Source organism: Legionella pelazae (assembly GCF_052527395.1).
Window position 1 is genome coordinate 270506 of record NZ_JBNVZS010000001.1, and the last position, 24719, is coordinate 295224.

Genomic DNA, 24719 nt, shown 5'->3' on the forward strand with positions numbered 1-24719 from the left:
TTTAAAGAGTAAAGAAGGCTTATCACCACAACAAAAAGTAATTGCTAATTTTTTACTAAACTGCATTATTTTTACTTCCATATATTAAATATATTATTTAAGTACTCATGGCCTAAAGGGTCCATTTATTAAGAACTTAAAAAAGAACCCTGCTTTTACAACAGATGGCATTCAAAATCAAGTAAGCTTTAGAGAATTCAAACCACAATTTATATTATATTTTTAATAAAAGCTTCCAGATGTTTTGCCACGAAAAACATAGTAAGAATAAGCAGTATAAGCAAGCAAAACTGGCAACATAATTACCACTCCAACTAAAATGAATATAAGCGTTGAATCAGGCGCTGCAGCTTCCCAAATCGTTACTTGATGAGGAATTAAGTAAGGATAAATACTAATAGCGATACCTAAATAAGCACATAAAAAGATAATAATACTACCAATAAAGGGCTTAATTTCATTGCCAACTGCCAAGTTTGAAAGATTGTACCATGTTATTAAAATAACAACGCCAGTTAAAATAGGAAGGGGCGCTAGAAGAAGAATATTAGGAAAGCTATACCAACGATTAAAAATTTCCTCACTATGTAGCGGCGTCCATATACTTACAACAATTAAAAATAAACTAACTAAGGTCAGCATTCCTTTGGCATAATGAATCATTTTACGCTGCAGCCTTCCTGTACTTTTAATAACCATCCAGGTTGCTCCGAGTAACCCATAACCACAAATTAGAGCCACACCTGTTAGTAAGCTAAACGGTGTTAACCAATCTGTGCTATTTATAGTAAGCTTAGCCTCATCAATAGGAAAGCCTTGCACAACGCAACCTAAAACGACACCCTGAAAAAAAGCTGCTGAAATTGAACTAAGAGCAAATATCCAATTCCAAAGAGGTTTGCTTGCAGATGCTTTAAAGCGAAACTCAAAACTTACACCCCTAAAAATTAAAGCGATGAGCATTAACATTAAAGGCATATATAAGATAGGAAGCAATAAACCATAAACAATAGGAAAAGCACCATATAACATGGCGCCACCAAAAACCAACCAAGTCTCATTACCATCCCAGACCGGCGCTATTGAGCCCATCATCTGGTCTCTCTCAAGTTCACTTTCAGTAAAGGGAAATAAGATACCTATACCTAAATCAAAGCCATCTAAAATAACGTACATTATAATGATAAAGGCAAGCAATCCTGCAAAAAGAAAAGGTAGCATTATTTAGATTCTCCTCTTCGATTAGCCTCAGCCATATATTGAAACGGCATATGATCTACGGCTTTATTGTCAAGGATAACTAATCCATGACGAATTGTTTTAAACAAGTAATAAAGATAAAAACTAAAAATGATTCCATAAACTAAAATAAGAAGCATGAAAGAAATAGCTACTTCTTGCCAGCCGATATTCGAAACAGCGTCACGTGTACGCTGCAAATTATAAACAATCCAGGGTTGACGGCCAAACTCAGCAGTAAACCAACCACTAATTGTTGCAATAAAACCAAGTGGCGCTGTTATTAAACACCATCTGTGAAATAATTTTGATTTAAATAACCTATTTCCTCGTCGTAGCAAGAGAGCGACAACTGCTGTAGCTAGCATTAAAAGCCCAATACCAACCATAATTCGGAAAGAGAAAAAAACTGCAGCCACTTTTGGTTGGTCAGCCAGACTGACTGTACGTAAACCTATTAGTTCGCCATTTATGTCATGAGTATTAATTAAGCTAGCTAGTTTAGGTATTTCAATAGCATAATTATTTTTTTGCTCTTGTTGAGATGGAATAGCAAATAAGACTAAAGGCGCACCTCTTTGTGTTTCCCAAACACCTTCTATAGCGGCTGTTTTAAGAGGCTGATATTTATGAATAGCCAGACCAACTGTATCCCCTATCGCTATCTGCAAAGGCACAACAATTAAAGCAGACCACATAGCAAACGATAAGCATTTTTTAGCAACATCTAAATGTTTTTTCTGTAGTAGATAATAAGAAGACACACCAGCAACCACAAAACAGGTGGTTGTATAGGAGGCAAAAATCATATGAAGAACACGGGGAATAAATAATGGATTAAAAACCACATCCCACCAATTATTAACAATATATTTGCCATTCACTATCGTGTAGCCCGCTGGCATTTGCATCCAAGAATTTGCTGATAAAATCCAAAAGGCAGAGATTGCTGTACCAATCCCAACGAATACCGTTGCAAAAAAATGAAACTTAGGTGGAACTCGTTCCCAGCCAAACAGCATCACGCCCAAAAAGCCAGCTTCTAAAAAGAAAGCTGTTAATGTTTCATAAGCAAATAACGCACCCAGTACATTGCCAAATTGAGCTATAAAAGGGCCAAAATTGGTGCCAATTTGATAAGCCATGACAATCCCTGACACGACACCCATACCAAAGGTTAGTGCAAAAATCTTAGTCCAAAACTTACAAATGGTTAAATAAAGAGGATTATTCGTTTTTAGCCAAATAGCCTCCATAATGATTAAAAAAATACCAAGACCTAAGTTTAAAGTAGGAAACAAAATATGAAAGCCAATACTAAATCCAAATTGTGCCCTTGATAAGATTTCTACAATCATATTTCTACCTTTGGAAGTATTATGAGGATAAAGACTATTCAGTGCTGTTTACATACTAAGTTTTGAATCTCCACTTTTATGCGATTGAGAGTACTCTTAAGTAAACAAAATTTATATTTTATACTTCTTTACTGAAAAAATATATTTTTAATCAATATTTAATAGCGTTTTAATCTATACAACGTTATTATTGTCTTTTTAAGACTTAGATTGATTAGATAATAGACAATTAGTAATTAAAATGTTACCATTTGATCGTTGTCCATCAGAAATGATGCGCATTAGAAGATTTAAAAATAAACGTTTAAATTTAATTAAATCCAATAAATGATAATGCAGGTATCAAATTAGGGAGTTTAGACACAAATGGCCTATACCAATGTCCTATCTAAATTAAAGACTAGGAAGAAGCTCTTTCTGATGCCATGGATAGTTTGGGGCTTAGGTTGCATCTTTTACTTTTATGAATGTTTATTACAAGTTTCACCTAGCGTTATGAGTAGTGAACTTATGCGTGATTTTGCTGTAACTAGTCAAACATTAGGTATTTTATCTGGGATTTACTTCTATTCATATGCAGCATTACAGCTTCCAGCTGGCGTCTTAATGGACTATTTTGGGCCGCAACGCCTACTTACAATTGCAACATTAATATGTTCATTAAGCACAATTACCTTTGGTTATACCAACAGCTTCTATGCAGCATGTCTGGCTCGTTTAATGATTGGGTTTGGTTCTGCTTTTGCCGCTGTAGGAACAATGAAACTAGCAGCCAATTGGTTTCCTGCTCAACGTTTTGCGTTATTAACCGGTATTATGGTAACTATTGGCATGCTTGGCGCTATTGGTGGTGAAGCCCCATTAGCATTACTTATAGATAGCTATGGCTGGCGTGAAAGCATGTTTATTATGGGTACTTTAGGCATTGTCTTAGCAATTTTAATTCTTCTTATTGCCAAAGATTCACCTAATCAATCGGAATCGACTGCCAAAATAGTTAATGAAAGGGAACATGTATGGTCAAGCTTATTACAATTAATTAGAAATAAGCAGCTATGGCTAATTGCTATCTATGGTGGGTTAATGTATATGGCCACACCCGTTTTCTGTGGTTTATGGGGTGTTCCTTTTTTAATGTATAAAATGAAACTTGCAAAAGCAGTAGCCGCCAATTATATTTCCTTCGTTTTTATTGGCTGGGCTATTGCAAGTCCATTATGGGGAATTTTTTCTAATCGGATAGGTCGGCGAAAACCCCCTTTATATATAGGAAGTATTGGCGCCTTAACCACTAGTTTATTATTTATTTATGCACCCATTGATTCAGACATTTTAATGCATTTATTATTGTTGTTATTTGGCGTTTTTTCCGCAGCTTTTCTTCCAGCATTTGCAATAGCAAAAGAATTATGCAATAAGCAGTATGTTGCAACCGGTTTAAGTTTTATGAATATGATGAATATGATAGGCATTGCCATAAGTCAGCCTCTAGTAGGCTTAATTTTAGATAGAATGTGGCAAGGACAGATAATAGATAAAATTAGAGTTTATCCAATTGAGGCTTATCATTTAGCATTGGGTATTTTACCATTAGGTATTTTAATCGCCTTAACCATTTTACCCTATATAAAAGAAACATACTGTCAAAATATTCATAGCCAAGAATAAGCAAAATAAATAAAAGTTAGCGTATAATTTCACCCTTTTTGATGAAGCAAACTAGCAGAGAAACTATGTCTAAGAAACTTTATATTAAAACAAATGGCTGTCAGATGAATGAATATGATTCATCAAAAATGGCAGAAGTCTTATTACATTCACATAATCTTGAAAAAACAAATAATGTAGAAGAAGCCGATGTTATACTTTTAAATACGTGTTCCATACGTGAAAAAGCACAGGAAAAAGTTTTTTCACAACTTGGTCAATGGCGAGAATTTAAAAAAGCAAATCCTAATGTGATTATCGGTGTAGGCGGATGTGTAGCAAGCCAGGAAGGCAGTGATATTATTAAGCGTGCACCCTTTGTTGACTTAGTATTTGGTCCTCAAACACTGCATCGCTTGCCTGCCTTATTAGAAGAACGGTTGCAAACAAAAAAACCGGTTGTTGACATTAGCTTTCCTGAGATTGAAAAATTTGATCATTTACCTGCGCCTCGAGCCGAAGGTCCGGTTGCTTTTGTTTCAATTATGGAAGGTTGTAGTAAATATTGCAGTTATTGTGTAGTGCCCTACACGCGTGGTGAAGAAATTAGTCGTCCTTTTGATGATGTCTTAGCCGAGTGTTATCAGCTAGCAATGCAAGGTGTACGTGAAATCAACTTGTTAGGTCAAAATGTTAATGATTATCGTGGACAAATGGAAAATGGCGATATTGCCGATCTTGCTCTTTTAATTCATTATCTTGCTGCTATTAAAGGGATAGGTAGAATTCGCTTTACAACATCACATCCACTCGCTTTTTCGGATAATCTAATCAATGCCTTTGCCGAAGTTCCTCAACTTGCAAATCACTTGCACTTACCGGTGCAAAGTGGTTCTGATCGAATTTTGTCTCTTATGAAGCGTGGGTATACAGCATTAGAATATAAATCAAAAATTCGTAAATTACGTAAAGTAAGGCCTGATATTCGCTTATCTACCGATATTATTGTTGGATTTCCCGGTGAAACTGACAAAGATTTTCAAGACACAATGGATTTAGTTCATGAAATTGGTTTTGATACTTCTTTTAGCTTTATTTATAGTCCTCGTCCTGGTACACCTGCTGCTAATTTGGTTGATGAAATTCCTATGGACGTTAAAAAGCAGCGCCTACAACTTTTACAAAATAGATTAACCTTAAATGCCTCCCGTTATAGTCAATCTATGATTGGTAGCAAACAGCAAGTACTTGTCACAGGGAAATCCAAAAAAAACGCGGCTCAATTAGCCGGTAGGACAGAATGTAATCGAGTGGTTAATTTTGATGGTCCAGCTGATCTTATCGGTCAGTTTGTCTCAGTTACAATAACTGAAGCATTACCCAATTCATTACGCGCACGTTTCGAGGAAAGCGTGACGGCTTAATATGATAACAATACCTAAAGATATGTATGGACAACGAATTGATGTTGTCCTTGCGCAACTATTTCCTGATTACTCTCGATCTCAATTAAGTCAGTGGTTAAAAGAAGGAAAAATTACTATCAACGATAGTCATTTAAAACCAAAAGATAAAGTACTTGGTGGTGAAGTCATTCAATTTAATCTCCAATTAATTTCAGAAAACAAACACGAAAAGCTAGAACCTGAAGCGATTCCGCTCAATATTGTGTTTGAGGATAATGAAATAATGGTCATTAACAAACCGGCAGATTTTGTTGTTCACCCAGGGGCAGGAAATCCTACACATACTTTAGTTAACGCTCTACTTCATTATAATCCTGCTTTAGAGAAGCTGCCCCGTGCAGGCATTATTCATCGATTAGATAAAGATACTACAGGCTTGCTTATCATTGCTAAAACGCTTACAGCCCATACTTATCTTATAAGACAGATGCAAGCTCGCCAAATTAAACGTCATTATCTTGCTTTAGTGCAAGGACATGTCATTGCCAGTGGTGAGATAAATACTTTTTACGGGCGCCACCCGCATAATCGTTTGAAAATGGCTGTTCGAGAGCAAGGTAAAGAGGCTATTACCCATTATAGTATTCGTAAACAATATCAATTCTATACATTATTAGATATTGAACTTTTAACAGGAAGAACCCATCAAATTCGTGTCCATATGGCGTATATGAGACATCCTATTGTAGGTGATCCACTTTATGGTACGCGTATGCGTATTCCATCCGGCGCAAATGATCAATTAATTATGGCATTACAACAATTTAAACGGCAAGCTTTACACGCCTATACCTTGTCCCTAATGCATCCCGCTAAACAGCAACAGTTGACATTTAAAGCGCCTTTGCCTGATGATTTTGAGCATCTGTTAATTTTATTGGATGATTATATTGACTAATATTTACCCTAACTGGACAGCATCTGCAAATGTATTTGCCTTAACGACCGACCGATTAGGCGGCTTTAGTGAAGGCGCTTTCGCAAGTAACAATCTTGGAACTCATGTCGGCGATAATCCTGAACATGTTAAGGCAAATCGCCGAGCTTTACGATCTAGTTTACCAGCAGAGCCTGAATGGTTAGAGCAGACACACAGCATTGATTGTATCGTAGTTGAAAATACTGACCAACGCTATGCTGATGCAGCTATTACTCGTGCTCCTAACCGTGTTTTAGCAATCTTAACTGCTGATTGCTTACCTATTCTATTGTGCAATCGCCAAGGTACAGAAATCGCAGCTATTCATGCCGGCTGGCGTGGTTTAGTTAATGGCATTATAGAGCAAACTATTAACCAAATGATGAGTAAGCCTCAAGATTTACAGGCTTGGATTGGCCCTTCCATTTGCGCTAAATGTTATGAAGTAGGCGACGATGTTTATAAAAAATATCATGAAAAGTACCCTTTTTCTAACCATTTTTTTACGCCTCATCAACAAAAGTGGTTAGCTAGTATGCCAGGCATTGCTGAGCAAATTCTTAAAAAAATGACAATTTCAGAGGTATATCAGTCACATTTATGTACTTTTGAGAATAAAAATCAGTTCTATTCCTATCGTAGGGAGGGACAAACAGGTAGAATAGTTACACTAATTTGGTTCACAAACTAACTAGGACAAATTTATGCATCGTTACTTTCGACTCATATTGAGTATTTTTCTATTAAATTTATTACCTCTTTCTTTATTTGCTGATATAGCTCCTCAAACCGTACCCATGCCTTCATTAGCACCTGTGCTAAAGAGTGCTATGCCTGCTATTGTAAACATTGCAGTACAGGGCATTATCCAGATGCCTTTACCGAATACTGAGGATGACGACAATAATGACAAGAATAGTCCACCTGAAAATCAACAACTAGTTCCAGAAAAACCAAGAAAATTTCAAAGTATTGGTTCAGGAGTCATTATTGATCCTAACAATGGCATTATTATTACCAATGATCATGTCATACGTAATGCAAATTTAATTACCGTTACTTTAAATGATGGCCGTCGCTTAAAAGCAAAGCTTATTGGTACTGATAGCGAAACAGACTTAGCTGTTTTAAAAATTGATGCAAAAAACCTTAAAAGCTTACCTATAGGCGATTCAGACAAAGCCGAAGTTGGTGATTTTGTTGTTGCTATCGGAAACCCTTTTGGCTTAAATAGCTTTGGCAATAGTCAGTCAGCAACCTTTGGTATTATTAGTGCCATGAAGCGCAGTGATTTAAATATTGAAGGTATTGAAAATTTTATTCAAACGGATGCTGCAATTAATCCGGGTAATTCCGGCGGAGCTCTCGTTAATGCTAAAGGTGAATTAATAGGTATTAACACAGCAATTATATCGCCTTATGGCGGTAACGTCGGTATTGGCTTTGCAATACCTATTAATATGGCTAAAGATGTCGTGATGCAACTTATTAAATATGGTTCGATTCATCGTGGCCTTATGGGTATTTTTGTACAACACTTAACACCTGAATTAGCGCAAGCCATGGGTTATAGTGAAGATTTTCAAGGTGCTTTAGTTTCCCAAGTAAATGAGGGCTCCCCTGCTGAAAAAGCAGGCTTAAAATCTGGTGATATCATTACCCAAATTAATAATACTAAAATTACTCAAGCAACTCAGGTTAAAACCACTATCAGTCTTTTACGCGTTGGCAGTGACGCTAAGATAACTATTCAGCGTGATGGTAGAGAAATGACCTTAAATGCAGTTGTCACTGATCTTAAGAAGCATGAGCAACAGTTACAAGCACATAATCCATTCCTCTATGGCCTTGCATTAAGAAATTTTGAACAAGACTCACCTATACATGGCAATGTCATTGGCGTTCAAGTTGTTGGTGCTTCTGAAAACAGTGCTGGATGGCGTGCTGGCTTAAGACCAGGAGATATTATTGTCTCCGCAAATAAACAGCTAACCCCGAATATTAAATCATTACAATCCATTGCCCAACAGCAAAATCAACGTCTTTTAGTTCAAGTACTTCGCGGTCCAGGTGCACTCTATTTATTAATTATTTAATGAAGTAATTCGTTAATCTCTTAATAAACTAAATCTCCAATTCTGGAGATTTAGTTTTCATATTAATAAATAGCGTAATTCCAAAACTTTTCTTAAAAATTCCTTACCTACTCTTGACATACAATCTATAAAAAGCCACAATCACGCCTCCTGTGGCTATGTAGCTCAGCCGGTTAGAGCGCGGCACTCATAATGCTGAGGTCGGTAGTTCGAGTCTACCCATAGCCACCATAAATCAAGCACTTACTTTATTATTATAAATTGCAACTTCCTTTTAGAGTGTATATAGGATGCAATTTTAATCTATTTTATCTAATTGGAATATAAGCCTTGATGCAATGCAGCGTAATTAAGGTTTTCAGTATCAAATTCTCTACTGATTTTAAATCATCTAGGAATAACTAGGATGAATATAGTCTTAAATGAGTATGCTTTATAACATAGGCGCTCTAATAAATAGTAATAAGACCTTGACTACGCTGCATTGCATCAAGGCTTGCTGATTAAAAATTAATCATCATCTATACTTATTATAATGAAATCTCAAATTGTTGGGTAACATAATGCCTAATGTTACAGATATTATGGTAAGACTTGGCTATAATGTTTCTGCGGAGGGAGTATGCTTTGGCTATAAAATGATGCGTACTCAGGCAGTTTTCATAGGAAGATTACAAGAATTTAATGAACGAATTAAACTATTGAATGCATTTAAAGAGAGGGATATACTCTTGTTAAGCTATCATGCAGAAGTAAATGAGGAAGAAGAACTTAGCTATTTACCAACTGATAAGTTAAAACGAGATGCACAACAAATTAAATATAAGAGTGTAACTGATGAGGAAAAGAAATTAAAACAGCAACGAGTTGATATGTTAGCATTCTTTGGGAATATTGCTTTACATCAGATGCCTTCCCATCACCGAAGTTGGCTAACAGCCAGTAATGATGATCCCTTAAAACAAACAATGTCAATTGAAACTGTTGCAAAAACTACTGCATCTCGTGAACTAGAAGCTCGAGGAAACATCAAATACCTCTCTGGATTATGCTCGCAGGGAAGCACTTACATCGAATATGACATCAATCAGTTAGAATCTCACCTTGCTGATCTTCAAGAAAAATTGAAATTGCTTCAGCTCATTAATTCAGAGAATGAAACTTTATCGCGCGAAATTGTTTTATCTCTTGGAGCAAATGGTCATGGAATGAGTCTACAATATAATCCTAAATTAGATGAATGGACATTAACTGATATCAATCTACCTCCAGATGGTATAACTTATAAGGGTCCAACAGGATTAAAAAAATTAGCAGACGATTTAATAAATTCAGATATTTTTTTTAATAAGCCCAATAAGACAATTAAAATGCAGACAATTGCGTTACTGACTGGCGACTATGCAGAAATTGCAATTAAATCAGGACGCTCAGACATACTTTCTCGACTCGAATCGATGCAATTTGATATGAGCAGTATCCATCAAAAATATTCATTAAGTGAAACGTTACAAAATACGGATCCACATTTATTTAAATTTCTATTAAAAAAGTTGCCCATGGCAATTCAACAAGCAATATATGCTGATGATTATGAACAAATAAAAAAATTAGCTCAATTTATTGGTAGCCTTGAAGAAGCGGATGTTAGAGCGCTGTTACAGCGTGCGGCATTTCTTGAGAAATTTAAAGCTTTTAGAGGTCTAGTCGAAAGTGGTGTAGATTTAAGTGCCGCAGATGAGAGAGGAAATACGCCTATTCATTTAGTCTTAAAATCACTTAATCAAAGTACAGATCCGTTTATTTATGCACCAATACAATATCAGAATGAAAAGCAATTGGTAATGGATGCAATATTAGAAAAAATAAGCCCTGAACATTTTTTTAGGAAAAATTCTGAGGGTATTTCTGCCTTCGATATTGCTTTTTCATATCAAGATATGTCTGTAATTATTCGAATTTTGCTGGCTACACAAGATCTTAAGCTATTAGGAGATAAAATTAAGGTATTGCATCTGTTCCGAGATAAATTGACGAACGCCCTTATCGACTATGTTAAGGGAATCAACAATCCGAACGATAAAATAGCAATTTTGGATGGAATTTACACACAGCAAAATGCTTTAGGTACATTCCTAAATACGCCTAAAGACAGAATTCGATTCTTCTTTACAAATAAAAAATACGATGGCCAAAAAGTAACTGGCAGTATTGAAGCCTTACATTTGGCATTTCCTAAAGAAGATCCAGCGCAGGTAGATCAACTTTTGCCTAGGCAACAAGACTGATTCCTGATTAGGCAACATTTAATTTATCAATACATTATTGACTGAAAATAATAATAGATTTTGTAAAAAAACTATCTAAGCAGCGCGTTGTTGCTCTTTATTGCGCCTCAACAATCTCTCGGCCAATTAACGAATAGCTTGAACCATTGCAATTTTCTGAGCATCTGAGAAAATATAATTTTAATTCATGAGTAAAAACCTCTTTAGGATAAAGTTAACAGCACCTTTTCCGCAGGGTACATATAAGGGTGCAATTTAGTTGAAATGACTAGCATAATGAAATACAGTGGTGCACTACAAAAATTTATTAATTTGTTGATTTAAATTAATTTTTTTTACCAACGTACATGGGTGTACAATAATAATATTAATGCCCCAGCCCTCATAATGCTGAGGTCGGTAGTTCGAGTCTACCCATAGCCACCATTAAATCAAACACTTACGTTTTTTTTCTTCCATTTTTCCTCTATTATAGAATGCACATAGAGTGCAACTTAAATGTTTTAGGGTCTTCCCCAAATTAGGGGGCAAATTAATACATATCCAAATGCTACATTTTATTATCAAATTTACTTTCGTCAATGTAGTAGTCTACATCTTTATAGCTTTTCTCATAATGGGATAAATCTACCTTCCTTGTGGGCTGGTAAATGCCAGTATAAAAAGAACTTTGTATCTCTTTGTATAAGTCAACTGTTGTAGCAGTTCTCTTCCCCCAACCAAAAAATGTAAAACCTTTAGTTTCTTCTAGTTTACCAGTTAATTCCTTTCCTACATCTGATGCTATCTGCCAATATTTTCTATGTGAAATAGCTTTCCTGGATTTAGCATCAGCTAATGCTTCTTTAATAATATTTCTTATTCTAAAGGCACTATGAGAATAACCTTTAACACCCCCTCTACCTAAATCGTACTTATGAGTTTTAATACGATTTAAAATTTTAGTCAAATTAGATACATATATTTCAGAAGTAAGTTCCTCTAGGCTCTTCTTATAATTTTCAATTACTTTTCGGCCTTCGCTTGTTAAACCTAATTTTTTATCTTTCAAACTTCTACTAAATATAGCTTCTATTTGACTTACACAATTTAACTCAACTTGACCTTTTAATCTAGATTTTTCTTCTTCCTTTAAACTAGACTGCTCACGCATTATCCATTGTAATTTTGCCTCATGAATGACCTCGTTAATTTCATTCAGAATCAGCTGAAGCTCAGAGTGTATGGTAGTATTTTTTCTAATCTTATTCTGAATTTTAGTAATTTTAATAAAATTTTTATTTTTGGAAAATAAATTAGCATTTTGTTCTAATAATCGCTCCTGTATGCATTTATAAAGTTGTGGATTTCTAGAGTTAACTTCTGGGCGAACTGAGGCTTTAAGTAATTCAATTGTTAGCTGATTTGCCAATGGTAAAGGCACATCTTTATCAGAAGGCTCTATACCAAAAAAGCAGGCAGCTTTTTCTAAAAAATTTATACAATCTGTATAATGTATGTCGCTACCTGCAATATACTGCCCTTTTCTAACAATATTTCTAGTTGTATTTCTAAAATTACTCCACGAATCTATTAATTGGAGAAGGTCCTCTGCTTCTAACCCATTTATACTTCCATCAAAAATTTTTTCCCATTGCTTTTTCTGATTTAACCAGAACTCGAAAATTTGTTTATTTCCAGCATTAGTATGCTGCCTAGGCATAAAAATATTCACTATGATAATAAATTATACTTTAATTATACAATAAATATATTACGCAGGAATTAAGCTCATAATTACTTTATAGCTCCTTCTCTATAATGGGATAAAAGAGTGCAAATTCATTATAAGTGGGTGTATAAAGATACATATCAATACATTGATTTCTTTTCTAAATTTTTGAAATAAAATATTATTTTATTTATAGATGTACATAATGATACATTAAAAAAGAAATTGAATCGCTCTCATAATGCTGAGGTCGGTGGTTCGAGTCTACCCATAGCCACTATTCAATCAAGAAATTACCACTTAATTAGCAATTCTATTTACTTAATAACCGTCACATAAGGATAATCTATTCTATTAAAAGTAGTTCCTGCCATAAATAGAGAAGAATATAATTAAATAATAAATTGTCAGACACATTTCATAATTGCTGTTTGGTCAATCTTATCTACCTCGGGCATGTCTTTTTTAGAGCGACAATCAAATAACGTTTTAACTGTTCGATGTTCAGATAGCTTTGGTGTTGTGTTGACATAATCATGTTGAAGGGCTGCTAAAATCATTATTACTTTGGCAGGTTGGCGCTCTTTATCTAACTGTTTTTCTAGTAATTGAATGCAGGCATTAGCACTTCCACCACTCGCTAAACCATCATCTATAAAAATTACTTTTTTACCTGATAATGCCTTTATTTTTTCGGTAGGTAATTCAACTGTATCCTTATCTCCATACCCTTTATTAAAAGATTGCAATTGAACTAATTCTTCAGGCATTTTGTTATTGCCTTTTTTACGGATAACGAAAAGTGGCAACAGTAAACGATCAGCAACTTGAGCTGCAATAGGAATACCACGAACCTCTGGGCTAGCTATTACTAAATCTTGCCAATTTAGTTTATTTTTTTCTACAAAACGTTGTATTTTTAATAAAAGCTGTTTAGTCATTTTTTGATTTAAGCCGGCATTTTGATGCAAACTTAAGACATCAAAAAATTTATTGCCTTTGTAATTGTGATGCGCCATGTGACGCATTGCTTCATCTCTTTTTAAATGCCAACTAACCTTAAAACGTTCTGGAGAAATAGGCACATTCTCATTTCCTGATTTTCTTTCTAACGGCTCAGTAACTTCTTTAACTTTAAATTCAACAGATTCAAGCTGATTAAAAAAATACTCTTTAAAATAATAGGTAAACGTTTGACCAACACAACGCCTAGCACCGGCCGAATGATAGAGACCTGCTGTTTTTAAATCTAAAAAAACCGCACTTCCAGAAGGAAGAGTGCTGCCATTGCTTAAAGTAATAGCTTCTTCTAAAATTCTTGAACGGATAGGGAAAAGGTATCCCCTATTAATTCCCTGTTGATATACTTTTTCCCGAATAGCGAAGTCATGTAAGTCTGCATTTTCTTTAACTGCAAAAGCTAAGGCTTCATACATAACATTTTCAAGAAAATCGGGCTCAAATATTAAATCAAATACACAATCATTAAGGATTTCCGTAATTTTCACTTTTGTTAGTCCTAGTTTCTCTTGTTCATTAATCCTTAATAAGGCTTCTTCAAAACGTTTTACCATTGAATCAGCTGACGAGGCTTTGATAAAGGATTGAATAGTTTCCTTAGCTTCTGCTAATAGATTATTAACTGAGTGACTGTATAACCAAGTAGTCAATCCTATTGGATCTAAACTTTTATAATAATTGTTATAAAAGCATTGTCTCATAACAGTTAATAATTGATTTCGATTTTGCTGATAGCTCTCAAGAGAGATTGCCTGACCAAATAAATATTCAGACCAAAATCCACAAAAAAATTTATCAAAAGTAGTATCTAACTCAAACGTTTTTTTAGCAAAAAAGGTATTATTTAAATGCTTATCAGTTAAATATTCTATGCGCTGACGATCACCTTTAAGTACCTGCCTAAAAGCATTATGAATTAATTTCCATACGTTAATCTGATTATTGTTTCGATAAGAATGGGAATCACCGCTATCGGTTGCTACAAAGTCAGATTTTAATTGAGCAGCTTGTGAGAAATGACGGTAGACGTCCCCTAAATGACTTTTTCCCTCAAGAACTTTTTTTATTTCCTCTGGCGTTTCTAAATAAAATATCTGTTTATTTAAAATAGAAAATGAGAAGTTTTGAGTTTGATATTCAGCCTGAACAGCTTTGATAGAACTATATTCGAGGCCGGTACGCCGCCATTGAGTAAATAAGGAAGATAAACCAATTGGTTTAATACTAGTTAAGATTGGTTTTTGCAGAGGTACTTGCTCTTTCTGTAATAATGGATGAATTTCTTTTATTCTTTGTAATTGAGAATAGATAGAGATACTAATTGCATGTACAGAACCATTAGTAGAGATTGTAACACTATCTTTTCCTAATTCTTTCTTAATTTTTTCCAATAAAGGTTTAGTTTTTTCCTGATAAAATTTCAAACGCTGTTTAATTGCATCATCATTATCGTCAGAGCGTGAACTAGTACGTGATTGCATTCGTACTTTCAATATGTCTTCGTTCATATCTAAATAAATTAGACCAGCCGGCTTACCCCAATTTTTATTAAAATCCTCATATTGTGTAAGTGTCCGAGGATAACCATCTAATAAAACAACCTTATTTTTATAGTTAGGTTTTGCCAATTCTTCAGCTAAAATTTGTTGAATTACCTCATCAGGTAATAAATGGCCTTGACTAATACAGGTTGCATATTGTTTGCTAATAGGATGCTCTGGATCTTTTAAGAACTGACGTACAGTTTCACCTAAAGATAAATGGATAAAATTTTTATTAATAGTTGTTAACGCTAAACCTTGTGTACTTTTACCACTACCTGGCCCGCCTGCTAATAAAATAATTTTCATGTTCACCTCAATATTTTTAATTGTTAGAATGTTAATACTTTTTAATAAGTTTGTTTCCCCGCATTAATTACGGGAGAGAAAGGTGAACCCTTATTTTTCAGAATCAATTGAGTCAATTAACATCGGCATTACAAAATATCAAAATGGATTGCTGCTCTATGATGTAAAAAATAAAAATAATAAAAATATTGATTTGTTAATAAATCTTGCTGAACTTTTTGCACTTCCTTATAGTGTGTATCTGCTTGATGTAAACGGCGCTACTGTGAAAATCAATGAGGCCGGAGCAACTATTTGTGGTTTTAATTCGTCAAATCATGCAATAGGTAAAACCATTTTTGCTGTCTCTATGGAAAGCGCTAAGCAGCTATTAGATAACTGTAAATTAACTTTAAAACAAGAATCCGTTAAAATTTTTGATGAATTTAATACACGCTTAGATGGTAAATCGCTGCAACTCTTATCTTTTAAATTTCCTTGTTATGATTTTGCCTATCAATTACGTGGCACGTTAGGGATATCAATAGTTTTAGGCGAGCATTCACTGGCTAATGCTATAACACAGTTAACAACTATTGGCTTATTGCCTAAGAATAATTCTGATGAAACTCAAGCCCTAAAATTAAATTTAGGTAATGCCTTATTAACTCCTAGAGAGCAAGAGTGCCTTGAATATACTGTAAAAGGTTTTACAGCTAAACAAATAGCTAAGAAACTTTCTATTTCACCTAGAACAGTTGAAGAATATATTAATCAAGTGAAATTAAAATTAGACACTTGCACTAAACGTGAGATGATCCAAAAAGTATTAAATATATAGTTAATATATTTACTATCAAATTAATATATTGAAGTTATAAAAATTGCCTGCACTAATTTGTTTGTTAGCTAATCAACCCCGTATTTGAGACGGAGTGTTTACCATATTAAATTTAATTATTATGAATTTCTTCAGAATAATTAAGAGGTAAATATGATTCCTTCCAAACAAATTAGTGTTGAGTCACAACAATTTGATATAAGCCGGCTTTTAACACTTAATCATAACAAATTAAAAAATACATTTGCTAAAAAAGGGATCTTTTTTAAAACACCTGAAGAATTAATATCCAGCAAATTCATTAATTTTTATAATCAAGGTTGTCCAATTCAAACTTGGCATATTGATCCTAAGAAAGTCGCACGTAATAGCTTTAAGATTTTTTCAACAGGTGATCCTTTTGCCATTATATCCCCTGATGTTGAAATCACTGGTGAAAATATTAATATTCATGTTGGTGTAGAACATGCCAATTATTCACCTTTTGCCTTACTTTATGAAGCACTGCAACTTTGCCGCTGTGCTTATGAACAAGGCGCTGAAAAAATTACTATTGCGTTACCTGAACAATTTCATCCCATCTTATACGCTAATGATTTTAATATATTGCTCATGAAGTTATTTAAGGCAAGTGGCGCTAATAAGATTTATTTTTATGATAAAAATTATCAAGGAATTTTAGATGAGACTAACATCAGCGCTACTATACCCCTTATAATATCCGAGCAACCTGAATCTAATCATGAACATTACCAAATCAGCAAAAACGAATTATTAAATTATCTGCAATTACCAAATAAGCAGACTAATAAAGCAACCATTGATTCACAAGTTATGCACTTTACTCGTAGAAGTTATTTAAATCAGATCTGGGCTAAATTCGATTTAAAACACCATAATTTGCTTGAGAATTTCTGTGGCAATACAGCTTCCTCTATCAGCATTCCTGAACAAGAACAGACACATATACTATTGTGCTGTTTAGCAAATAGACCTCTAGCAGAAAAAATAGCAGCTGATCTTCGTCTAAAGGGAGAAAAAGTTAAGCTCTATTATCCTCAAGGGAAAGGTGATAAGGCTACGATTCCAAGTGAAGCTAAAATTGCTGGTGCTGTAGTAACTATTGTGCAGTCAACCCGCCCAAATCCTGACAACCTTGTCGAAACGGCAGAGTATCAAAAAAATGGGGCTTCTGCTTACTTTTTTGAAGCTCTAATGATTGCAAGGCAAGCTCATCTGCGCGGTGCAGCAAAAATTAATTTAATTAATCCCTATCAGTTTAATGCTCGCTCTGACAAAGCTGAAAATAATCCTAAAGGAAAAACTGGGGCCTATGTACAACAAAATGGCTTATTATTAGAAGCAGCTGGAGTAAATCAAGTTATTACAGCAGAATGTCATGATAATCATACTATGTCAGGAACTTATACAGGCAAAAAAATAAAAGGCTCAGCGGTACCAGCGCTTATTACTGTATCAACTAAATTAGCTACTGATTGGCTCAATGAATCTCAGCATGCCACAAAAGGACAATTGCGTTTAGTAACGCCTGATGCTGGCGCTACCAAACGAACAAAAGAGCTCGTTTTACATTTACAAAATATTTTAGGTAAAAAATTATGTGAATCACGCATATTAGGAGAAAAGCAACGAGATTCTCATCAAGATGATAGCGCATTGATTAGCAATCTAAATTCAGGCGATATTGGCATTAATGCTTATGATAAATATTTAATTACCGATGATGAAACAGCAACTGGAAATACGCTTTGCCAAGCTATTACAAATCTTAAGGAAAATGGTGCTAAGGATATTTCAGTTATTGTTGTACATAATAATATGCCTTTGAACTGGTTGTTACGACAACTTTGTTTAGCAAGGTTTTTGTATTTGGGAGTAAATGATTTACATTTTAGTGATACTCAAGAGATGGGTAGTTTAGCAAAAAACTATGATGATTTAATCCAAACTTATTCTCAAAAGTCTTCGTTACCCACTTCGGCTGTTGAAGAACAGGTATTTTCTTGGTTTAAGGAAAATATTAGTAAAGATTTTTCTAACCAAACATCTGACTATTTAAGTCAAGAATTTACTCGATTTAAATTCATATTTAATCAGCTAACAGATAAAATAACTGTTCATTCATTAGCCGAGGAATTTGCCAGTAAAGTCAGCAAAAAGCCTGTTAAAATATATGCCTTGGAAAAGATAGTAAATTTGCCTGCTAACGCTAGAAATTTCTATATCAATGATAGAGGGATGCTATTATTTTCTAAACCTCAACCTGGAATTCAAAAAGAAGAATCAAATAATACTACATTGCAAAGTAATTTAGGATAAAGAATTGCCCAAACTTATTTGTTCAAAGATAACATTTAATAAACCTCATTCATTTCTCTTTAAATTAAGGATATTTTAAAGAGAAATGAAAAACAAATAACTCCTATTGTTTAACTTTTTAAAAATAAAAAATAACAATGTGAACCTATTTAAAGCTTACTTTTTTAAGAAATAATAAAACTACAAATTACCCACAAGACAGATTTTGGGATAAGAACTATCCAAGCTTATTAAAATTCTAGAGTGCATATGGAGTGCAAATTCATTATAAAGACTAGCATATCTATATACATTAATGTATTTGTTTTTTTTATAACTTATTGAAATAAAAATCTATTTTGTTCATAGATGTACATGGAAATACATTATAAAAGAATTTGAATCGGTTTTTTAAGAGGTCGGTGACTCGAGTCCATCCATAACCACTTTTAAAATCGGATGATTATGAAATCTCCCCAGTTGAATTCTAGCTCTAAGTGCTACTTTATTTAGCTTTAGCTGTCGCACTTCTAGTGTTTATCTAAACTGCCACTCCCTTCCTAGAGTGCGCATAGGACACAATTTTAATCTATCTTAGCTAATTGAAGTAATAGTAACCTTAATTTTTTTGTTTTTTTATAGATCAAAATAACAATATTTTAATCTAAAAGTGCTATTATTATCTTATTGATTATGATGTAGTAGCCTCTATGCTTCCTCTAACGCCAGAAACTATTGAAGAAATCGCTAAGAAAGCCTGTAAGTATGCCCAAGGCTTTATTATTAAGGGCTCAACTCAACTTGTTAATAATACCTATGATGCTTTACAAAGGAACCATATTGCGAGGGGTTTAGAAGAAGTTAGAGATTTGTTCGAAGATTCCAAATACTCGGTTGAAGTAGATAAAATAATTTCTAAATTTTATAATATTATTACATTATGCAAAAAATTTTCTCTCGGCTCATGTACTGAATTATCGTTTATCGCTCTTGATTATGTGATTAATAATGCGCCATCAAATGTAAATGCAGAGATTTTTCAGTTAAACAATGGCGATCATCTCTTTTTAGTCATAGGTAGGAAAGAAGGAAGTGATCCGACAAAGCCTGAAAGTTGGGGAGAATGCGCCTACATTTGTGACCCTTGGTCTAATAAAGTATATCCTGCCTCTCAATATTTAACGAATTTAAAAGGCTTTTTTTCTCTAACAGAAAGAGAAGCGGATGTTGTTTCTTATAAAAACTATATAAAAGATTTTGATAAAAGCACTCATAGCGTGGAACCCTGTAAAAATTATAATGCCCATTATATTAGAGCTGCTCAGTCAAATGCACATATTCAAGAAATATCAAGTCTTTTCAAAGCTAAAGCGGAGGGGTTACTTAAGGCTGCTAGTGATTTCGAAGAAGAGCTTGTAAAATTATCTAAAGAACTAAAAGAATATGATGAGTACAGTGATGAATATAATGTTATTTTTGATTTAATAGTTAATATTCAAACTGCTAGAAGAGAAATGGAACAACGTTTTAAAATTACTAATTATGGAGAAGATTATTTAGCATTTCGTGCCAAATTAGAAAGTACATTAAAAGCTGGGCTGCAAGTTTATGCGAAATCTCTTCAGGTTATTGAAAAAAATAAAACAAAACTTGATCATAATCCAAAACCAAGTTCTCTAATAAAGGGAGTACAATATTTTTTTAAACCTCCACCGGATCCTATTGCTAGGCTAAATAGAGCATTAGAAGAAAATAAAACAAAAATAGACCAAATTCTCAAACCTTAATTAATAAATAAGGTAGAGTTATTTTTATATGACTCTTTTGATCTAACCGAGATAATAATAAAGTCGACTATATACCACATCCAGCATTGTTATTTAAATTTTAGCTGTAATAGATTAAAAACATATTTTTGACTTAATTTAACTTTACTGAATTAAAGTATCCAAGTAACTTTCTTCACTGCCGTATTTTATAATTCGGCTCGAAAGGGGCATAATGTAAAATTATTTTAACTATCACTTCATAAAAGAAACAGATTTATTTTAAATAATATCTATTTTCAAAACCTTGCTTATTAAAGACCGTACTAAATCCAGGCTATGGTAGACTAGTAATTCAGTAAACAACTGATAAGAAAAACAATACTCTAACTTACTGATTCAGAGTCAGAGAGTTCATAAACCTTACGCTGCGCTTCATCAAGGCTTGCTAAATACTTTTACTATATCTAATATATAATTAGACAGTTAGGTTAATTATATGACAATTGCACTTAAATTAATACATGTTAGTAAGAAAGAGCAAACCTCTGAGTTATTTGAAAAAGAGCAACCAAAGTTAACGATTCGTCGTCTTCAACCGCGTAAATCACAATTTTAAATCTTATTAAACTAGTTCTTACATTATTAACTCAGCTAGGATTAATATACCTACCACTTATGTTGATTTGAAGTAACTCACAATATTCATTAGGCAGGCTATGATAAAATTTAGAGTTTCCTGACCAGAATTAACTATAGACGAAGAATTATCTGGTTCTGAGATTTCTTTAATTTATAAAATTTATTTCTCCTTTATATTTCTGGAAAAATAATTGAATCTCTTAAATATTATCAAAGTACTAGAGTGCAAATTCATTATATATAGGTATATAAGGATACATACCAGTGTATTAAATATTTTCTTAAGTTATTGAAAAAAATTATTATTTTGTTCATAGATATATATGGAGGTACATTATTAAAGAATTAGAATTGCTCTCATAATGCTGAGGTGGGTAGTTCGAGTCTACCCATAGCCACCATTAATCAAGCACTTACCTTATTATTATAAATTGCAACATCCTTTTAGGGGTGGATGAAAAGCGATAGGATTGCCAAGCGCATCACAAACAGGATGAATTTTAGTACTTAGTCCGCCTTTACTTCTTCCAATAGCTTGATCTTGCCCTTCTTTTTTTGAGCACCAGTGCTATGTTGATGCGCATGAACAATAGTTGAATCAATCATGGCATATTCATTATCTGCATCTTCTGCAACAATTTGAAAACTCGCTCCCAAACGCCTATCTTATTCCAACGACTATGGCGAGTATGGATAACTCGAAAATCACCCAAGCGCTCGGGCAAATCACGCCAGGCAATCCCTGCTCTATAGCGATATAAGATGGCTTTAACAAAAGACAATTATCTTTTGCTATTACTTCAACTGTCTCTTTACGACCAGGTAACCTCTTTTATTCGTTCCCACTGTTCATGCCTTAAGCCTATCTTCGAATCATAAATCCCATTTACAAATAAGGTAGAATATCGTTTTATGAAGCAAATTAAAATCAATTTAATTGATGACACGTCCTAATATTAGATATCTATATTTTCTGTCACAAGTTATAAGTAATCTATAATTAAGCTTGATTGAGATTCATACACCGATAACAAAGAGAGGCTGATATGACATATAAGAAGATTATGCTAGCCGTTGATGGTAGCGAGGTTGGACAGGCGGCTGTAAAGGAAATTATCAAAATTGCCCATGATAAAAATGTTATTGTACGTCTTATTTATGTTGTTGATGAAACTTTTATTTACCATGGCAGTACTATTGACTATGGTGCTCTTGTTTCAGCCTATAGAGAAGAGGGAGAGAAAATACTGGATAACATTGAAAAGTTAATTACAAGCCAATCTTCAATAAAAGTTGAAAAGGTAATTGTTGAACTAAAAAAAATTCAAGTAAGAATTGCTGAGATCATTATGAAAGAGGCGCAAAAATGGTCTGCTGATTTACTGGTCATCGGCACACATGGTAGGCGAGGATTTAATCGTTTCTTTTTAGGCAGTGTGGCTGAAAGTATTATTCGAATTGCTACTGTCCCTATCCTACTTGTACGTGATCTTAGTTAATGTTAATTCAGGAACTAGGAAAGAACTACTTAAATTTTCCTAGTGACTAGTGCGGTTACAATAAAATCGACTTTTGAAACAGCATTATCCTTTCTATTAATAGCTAGTATTTTACAGAATATAAAAAATTCATCATGTACTTAACCAACGTGTTAGCTGTTTTATTAGGTTTACGTCTGTTATTTTTTATGGCTACTATGTAACGGCTCTTATGTTCACGTAGCGTAATTAAATGCTGATGATGCGTCGCGAACATGAGTAAATCACCTTCCCATGACCAAAGCGTTGCCTTTGGTTTACTTCGTCACCGTCACCGCGTTGTGCAATCCTTGCTTTTTTAACTTCTGAAGTGGGTCATTCTCGTTTACGTCGAACAGGCGGATAACGAAAACGTCTTTTCTTATGCAAGAGTTGATAGAGTTTCTGGGCTTTACCTGGCTGAACGTTTAAGTCTACCTGCAATTTGTTGAGGTGGCCCGCCTTCTTTTAAGCGCTCAATGACCAATGCTCTTAGCGAGAGTGGAGCCTAATTTATTTTACCTAACAGTCGAGTAGTAATTGTATAAAGTGAATGAAATAGTTAACTCTTTGATTTATCAGGTCTCCTTAGCGGCATAAATGACTAGAGTCGAGCTATCTCTAGTTGGCTCTTTCAGCTTAAATTTCGCCAGCACAAATTTTGTTTTCTTATAATAATTTTGTTAATTTTTTAATCATTTTGTATAAACTATAATATGTACATAGTCCATATTTAAACGCAGAAGACAGTGCATGCCGGCCCACGAAGCTCTAATAGATTTATATGAAGCTTTAAATTATCAGCAAGATTTAGAAGGATTGTGCTATGGCTTTGCTATACGTTGGTTAGAAGCTAGTCTCTTAAGTGAGGAAGAGCAACAGCGCTTTGAGAATCGAATCCAATTGATTGAATTTACTCCACTTAACATGTTGCTCAAGCAAATTGCAGAGGCAAAGGCCAAAAAAGGAAAGAATCTTACTCAATCTGATAAGGAAAATCTTGAAATACTTAGCTTTTATGACAGTTTAGAATTATTTCATAATTTAAGTAAATGGTTTTTCTTGGTAAACGAGACTAGGCAAAGTCAGGAGCGATGCGAAAATATTTCAATTATCGCCTCATCAGAGGCTATAAAAGAACGTGGCGGTTTAAAAAGGCTTTATTCTGCACCTTTTATTTTTACTAAGGAAGAACTTGAAAATTACTTAAATCAATTGGGCCAACAGCTTGAACCATTATCAATTTTTTCTAATGCTCCTATTGGTTTTTTGCTAACTAGTGATGTGCATACTGTTGCTCTGATTTATAAACCAGGACAAGGCTGGACTTATCGAGACAGTAATCGAGATGCACCCATGCGAGACAGTACTAAGTCGATAGCAGAAGCTATTTTGAAAGATATGCAAATTGCTGGAGAAAGTCCATACGTAGCCTTTAATGCAAATCTGATACTTACTGCTTCTGACCCACGTTGTACGCCTTTAGAAGAAAAACTGGCACAATTTAAACCACTGTATACTGTTACTGACGATATTGCGCGTCGCAAGACTAACACAGTAAATTTAGTATATATAGCAGCTCAGAATAACCACATTGACGACATTGAGTCTCTAGCAAGACATGGCGCTGATTTAAACCAAGAAGATGAAGTTGGTACAACACCTGTCTATATTGCCGCTCAAAATGGTCATGCTGAAACCATTAAAATTTTAGGAAGATATGGTGCTAATTTAGATCAAAAAACCCACTACGGTGTAACAGCTGCTTATATTGCAGCTCAACATGGCGATAAAGAAACGCAAAATATCTTAAAAGCTATAATAGAAGTATTCACGCCGAGTACCTGATTTTATTATTTCTTATATAGAGCTAGTTAATATGGAACCTATAAGAAAGAGCATTGATAGTTCATCTCTTTCTTTCACATATTGGTAATATCTGATTAAATAAGAATAAAATTTTTCATATAACAACCTCTTGAGCTACTTCTACAGTTAAAGAAAGCTTAATTACTCGTTGGATGTATAAAACTATTTAAATTGCTTTGCTAACATTGCTAT

General features: G+C 34.0%; 15 protein-coding genes, 1 tRNA gene and 1 pseudogene. 12 read left to right on the plus strand and 5 right to left on the minus strand.

Annotation, left to right across the window (positions count from 1 at the left end; all coding sequences use genetic code 11):
- Positions 1-222 precede the first annotated feature (222 nt).
- Positions 223-1221: a cytochrome d ubiquinol oxidase subunit II gene (cydB, locus tag ACQUW5_RS01255; RefSeq protein WP_444989235.1), complete on the minus strand. Its 999-nt coding sequence runs from the start codon at positions 1219-1221 to the stop codon at positions 223-225.
- Positions 1221-2597 carry a cytochrome ubiquinol oxidase subunit I gene (locus ACQUW5_RS01260; RefSeq protein ID WP_444989237.1) on the minus strand — a complete coding sequence of 459 codons (1377 nt, stop codon included), beginning with the start codon at positions 2595-2597 and terminating at the stop codon, positions 1221-1223. The genes cydB and ACQUW5_RS01260 overlap by 1 nt, the downstream gene beginning before the upstream one ends.
- Positions 2598-2963: 366 nt before the next feature.
- Between ACQUW5_RS01260 and ACQUW5_RS01265 the strand changes: the two genes are divergently transcribed.
- From ACQUW5_RS01265 to ACQUW5_RS01295, 7 genes are all read left to right on the plus strand, one after another.
- Positions 2964-4265, plus strand: coding sequence for an MFS transporter (locus tag ACQUW5_RS01265; protein ID WP_444989239.1), 1302 nt, complete (start codon positions 2964-2966; stop codon positions 4263-4265).
- Between the two features lie 65 nt (positions 4266-4330).
- The gene (miaB, locus tag ACQUW5_RS01270) at positions 4331-5668 is read left to right on the plus strand and encodes a tRNA (N6-isopentenyl adenosine(37)-C2)-methylthiotransferase MiaB (RefSeq protein WP_444989241.1); all 1338 of its coding nucleotides are present in this window, start codon (positions 4331-4333) and stop codon (positions 5666-5668) included.
- A 1-nt stretch (position 5669) separates the two neighbouring features.
- Positions 5670-6608 carry a 23S rRNA pseudouridine(1911/1915/1917) synthase RluD gene (gene rluD, locus ACQUW5_RS01275; RefSeq protein ID WP_444989243.1) on the plus strand — a complete coding sequence of 313 codons (939 nt, stop codon included), beginning with the start codon at positions 5670-5672 and terminating at the stop codon, positions 6606-6608.
- Positions 6601-7320 carry a peptidoglycan editing factor PgeF gene (gene pgeF, locus ACQUW5_RS01280; RefSeq protein WP_444989245.1) on the plus strand — a complete coding sequence of 240 codons (720 nt, stop codon included), beginning with the start codon at positions 6601-6603 and terminating at the stop codon, positions 7318-7320. Before rluD ends, pgeF begins: the two co-directional genes overlap by 8 nt.
- Positions 7321-7426: 106 nt before the next feature.
- On the plus strand, positions 7427-8725 hold the full coding sequence (locus ACQUW5_RS01285; protein WP_444989605.1) for a Do family serine endopeptidase: 1299 nt from the start codon (positions 7427-7429) through the stop codon (positions 8723-8725).
- Between the two features lie 154 nt (positions 8726-8879).
- Positions 8880-8956: transfer RNA gene (locus tag ACQUW5_RS01290), tRNA-Met, on the plus strand.
- A 332-nt stretch (positions 8957-9288) separates the two neighbouring features.
- Positions 9289-11013, plus strand: coding sequence for an ankyrin repeat domain-containing protein (locus ACQUW5_RS01295; RefSeq protein WP_444989247.1), 1725 nt, complete (start codon positions 9289-9291; stop codon positions 11011-11013).
- A gap of 550 nt (positions 11014-11563) precedes the next feature.
- Here the strand turns inward: ACQUW5_RS01295 and ACQUW5_RS01300 are convergent.
- Together ACQUW5_RS01300 and ACQUW5_RS01305 are read right to left on the minus strand one after the other, a co-directional pair.
- Positions 11564-12715 carry a hypothetical protein gene (locus ACQUW5_RS01300; protein ID WP_444989249.1) on the minus strand — a complete coding sequence of 384 codons (1152 nt, stop codon included), beginning with the start codon at positions 12713-12715 and terminating at the stop codon, positions 11564-11566.
- A gap of 416 nt (positions 12716-13131) precedes the next feature.
- Positions 13132-15594 (minus strand): nucleoside monophosphate kinase, encoded by a 2463-nt coding sequence (locus tag ACQUW5_RS01305; protein WP_444989251.1) that lies wholly within the window; start codon positions 15592-15594, stop codon positions 13132-13134.
- Positions 15595-15676: 82 nt separating this feature from the next.
- On the opposite strand from ACQUW5_RS01305, the gene ACQUW5_RS01310 reads away from it, so the two are divergent.
- From ACQUW5_RS01310 to ACQUW5_RS01320, 3 genes are all read left to right on the plus strand, one after another.
- Positions 15677-16414 carry a LuxR C-terminal-related transcriptional regulator gene (locus ACQUW5_RS01310; RefSeq protein ID WP_444989253.1) on the plus strand — a complete coding sequence of 246 codons (738 nt, stop codon included), beginning with the start codon at positions 15677-15679 and terminating at the stop codon, positions 16412-16414.
- A gap of 153 nt (positions 16415-16567) precedes the next feature.
- Positions 16568-18754 carry a ribose-phosphate pyrophosphokinase-like domain-containing protein gene (locus ACQUW5_RS01315; protein ID WP_444989255.1) on the plus strand — a complete coding sequence of 729 codons (2187 nt, stop codon included), beginning with the start codon at positions 16568-16570 and terminating at the stop codon, positions 18752-18754.
- A 689-nt stretch (positions 18755-19443) separates the two neighbouring features.
- Complete coding sequence (locus ACQUW5_RS01320) at positions 19444-20520, plus strand: hypothetical protein (RefSeq protein WP_444989257.1); 1077 nt, start codon at positions 19444-19446, stop codon at positions 20518-20520.
- 1075 nt (positions 20521-21595) lie between these two features.
- Here ACQUW5_RS01320 and ACQUW5_RS01325 read toward each other — a convergent pair.
- A pseudogene (locus tag ACQUW5_RS01325) lies at positions 21596-22022 on the minus strand (IS5 family transposase); the annotation flags it as partial.
- 165 nt (positions 22023-22187) lie between these two features.
- Here ACQUW5_RS01325 and ACQUW5_RS01330 point away from each other — a divergent pair.
- The gene (locus ACQUW5_RS01330) at positions 22188-22640 is read left to right on the plus strand and encodes a universal stress protein (RefSeq protein WP_444989259.1); all 453 of its coding nucleotides are present in this window, start codon (positions 22188-22190) and stop codon (positions 22638-22640) included.
- 771 nt (positions 22641-23411) lie between these two features.
- Positions 23412-24506 (plus strand): ankyrin repeat domain-containing protein, encoded by a 1095-nt coding sequence (locus ACQUW5_RS01335; RefSeq protein WP_444989261.1) that lies wholly within the window; start codon positions 23412-23414, stop codon positions 24504-24506.
- Positions 24507-24719 lie beyond the last annotated feature (213 nt).

Excerpts from the sequence above, each read along its gene's own strand:
- cydB (WP_444989235.1), bottom strand. The coding sequence starts at position 1,221 with ATGCTACCTTTTCTTTTTGCAGGATTGCTTGCCTTTATCATTATAATG.
- ACQUW5_RS01260 (WP_444989237.1), bottom strand. The coding sequence starts at position 2,597 with ATGATTGTAGAAATCTTATCAAGGGCACAATTTGGATTTAGTATTGGC.
- ACQUW5_RS01265 (WP_444989239.1), top strand. The coding sequence starts at position 2,964 with ATGGCCTATACCAATGTCCTATCTAAATTAAAGACTAGGAAGAAGCTC.
- miaB (WP_444989241.1), top strand. The coding sequence starts at position 4,331 with ATGTCTAAGAAACTTTATATTAAAACAAATGGCTGTCAGATGAATGAA.
- rluD (WP_444989243.1), top strand. The coding sequence starts at position 5,670 with ATGATAACAATACCTAAAGATATGTATGGACAACGAATTGATGTTGTC.
- ACQUW5_RS01285 (WP_444989605.1), top strand. The coding sequence starts at position 7,427 with ATGCCTTCATTAGCACCTGTGCTAAAGAGTGCTATGCCTGCTATTGTA.
- ACQUW5_RS01295 (WP_444989247.1), top strand. The coding sequence starts at position 9,289 with ATGCCTAATGTTACAGATATTATGGTAAGACTTGGCTATAATGTTTCT.
- ACQUW5_RS01300 (WP_444989249.1), bottom strand. The coding sequence starts at position 12,715 with ATGCCTAGGCAGCATACTAATGCTGGAAATAAACAAATTTTCGAGTTC.
- ACQUW5_RS01305 (WP_444989251.1), bottom strand. The coding sequence starts at position 15,594 with ATGAAAATTATTTTATTAGCAGGCGGGCCAGGTAGTGGTAAAAGTACA.
- ACQUW5_RS01315 (WP_444989255.1), top strand. The coding sequence starts at position 16,568 with ATGATTCCTTCCAAACAAATTAGTGTTGAGTCACAACAATTTGATATA.
- ACQUW5_RS01320 (WP_444989257.1), top strand. The coding sequence starts at position 19,444 with ATGCTTCCTCTAACGCCAGAAACTATTGAAGAAATCGCTAAGAAAGCC.
- ACQUW5_RS01330 (WP_444989259.1), top strand. The coding sequence starts at position 22,188 with ATGACATATAAGAAGATTATGCTAGCCGTTGATGGTAGCGAGGTTGGA.
- ACQUW5_RS01335 (WP_444989261.1), top strand. The coding sequence starts at position 23,412 with ATGCCGGCCCACGAAGCTCTAATAGATTTATATGAAGCTTTAAATTAT.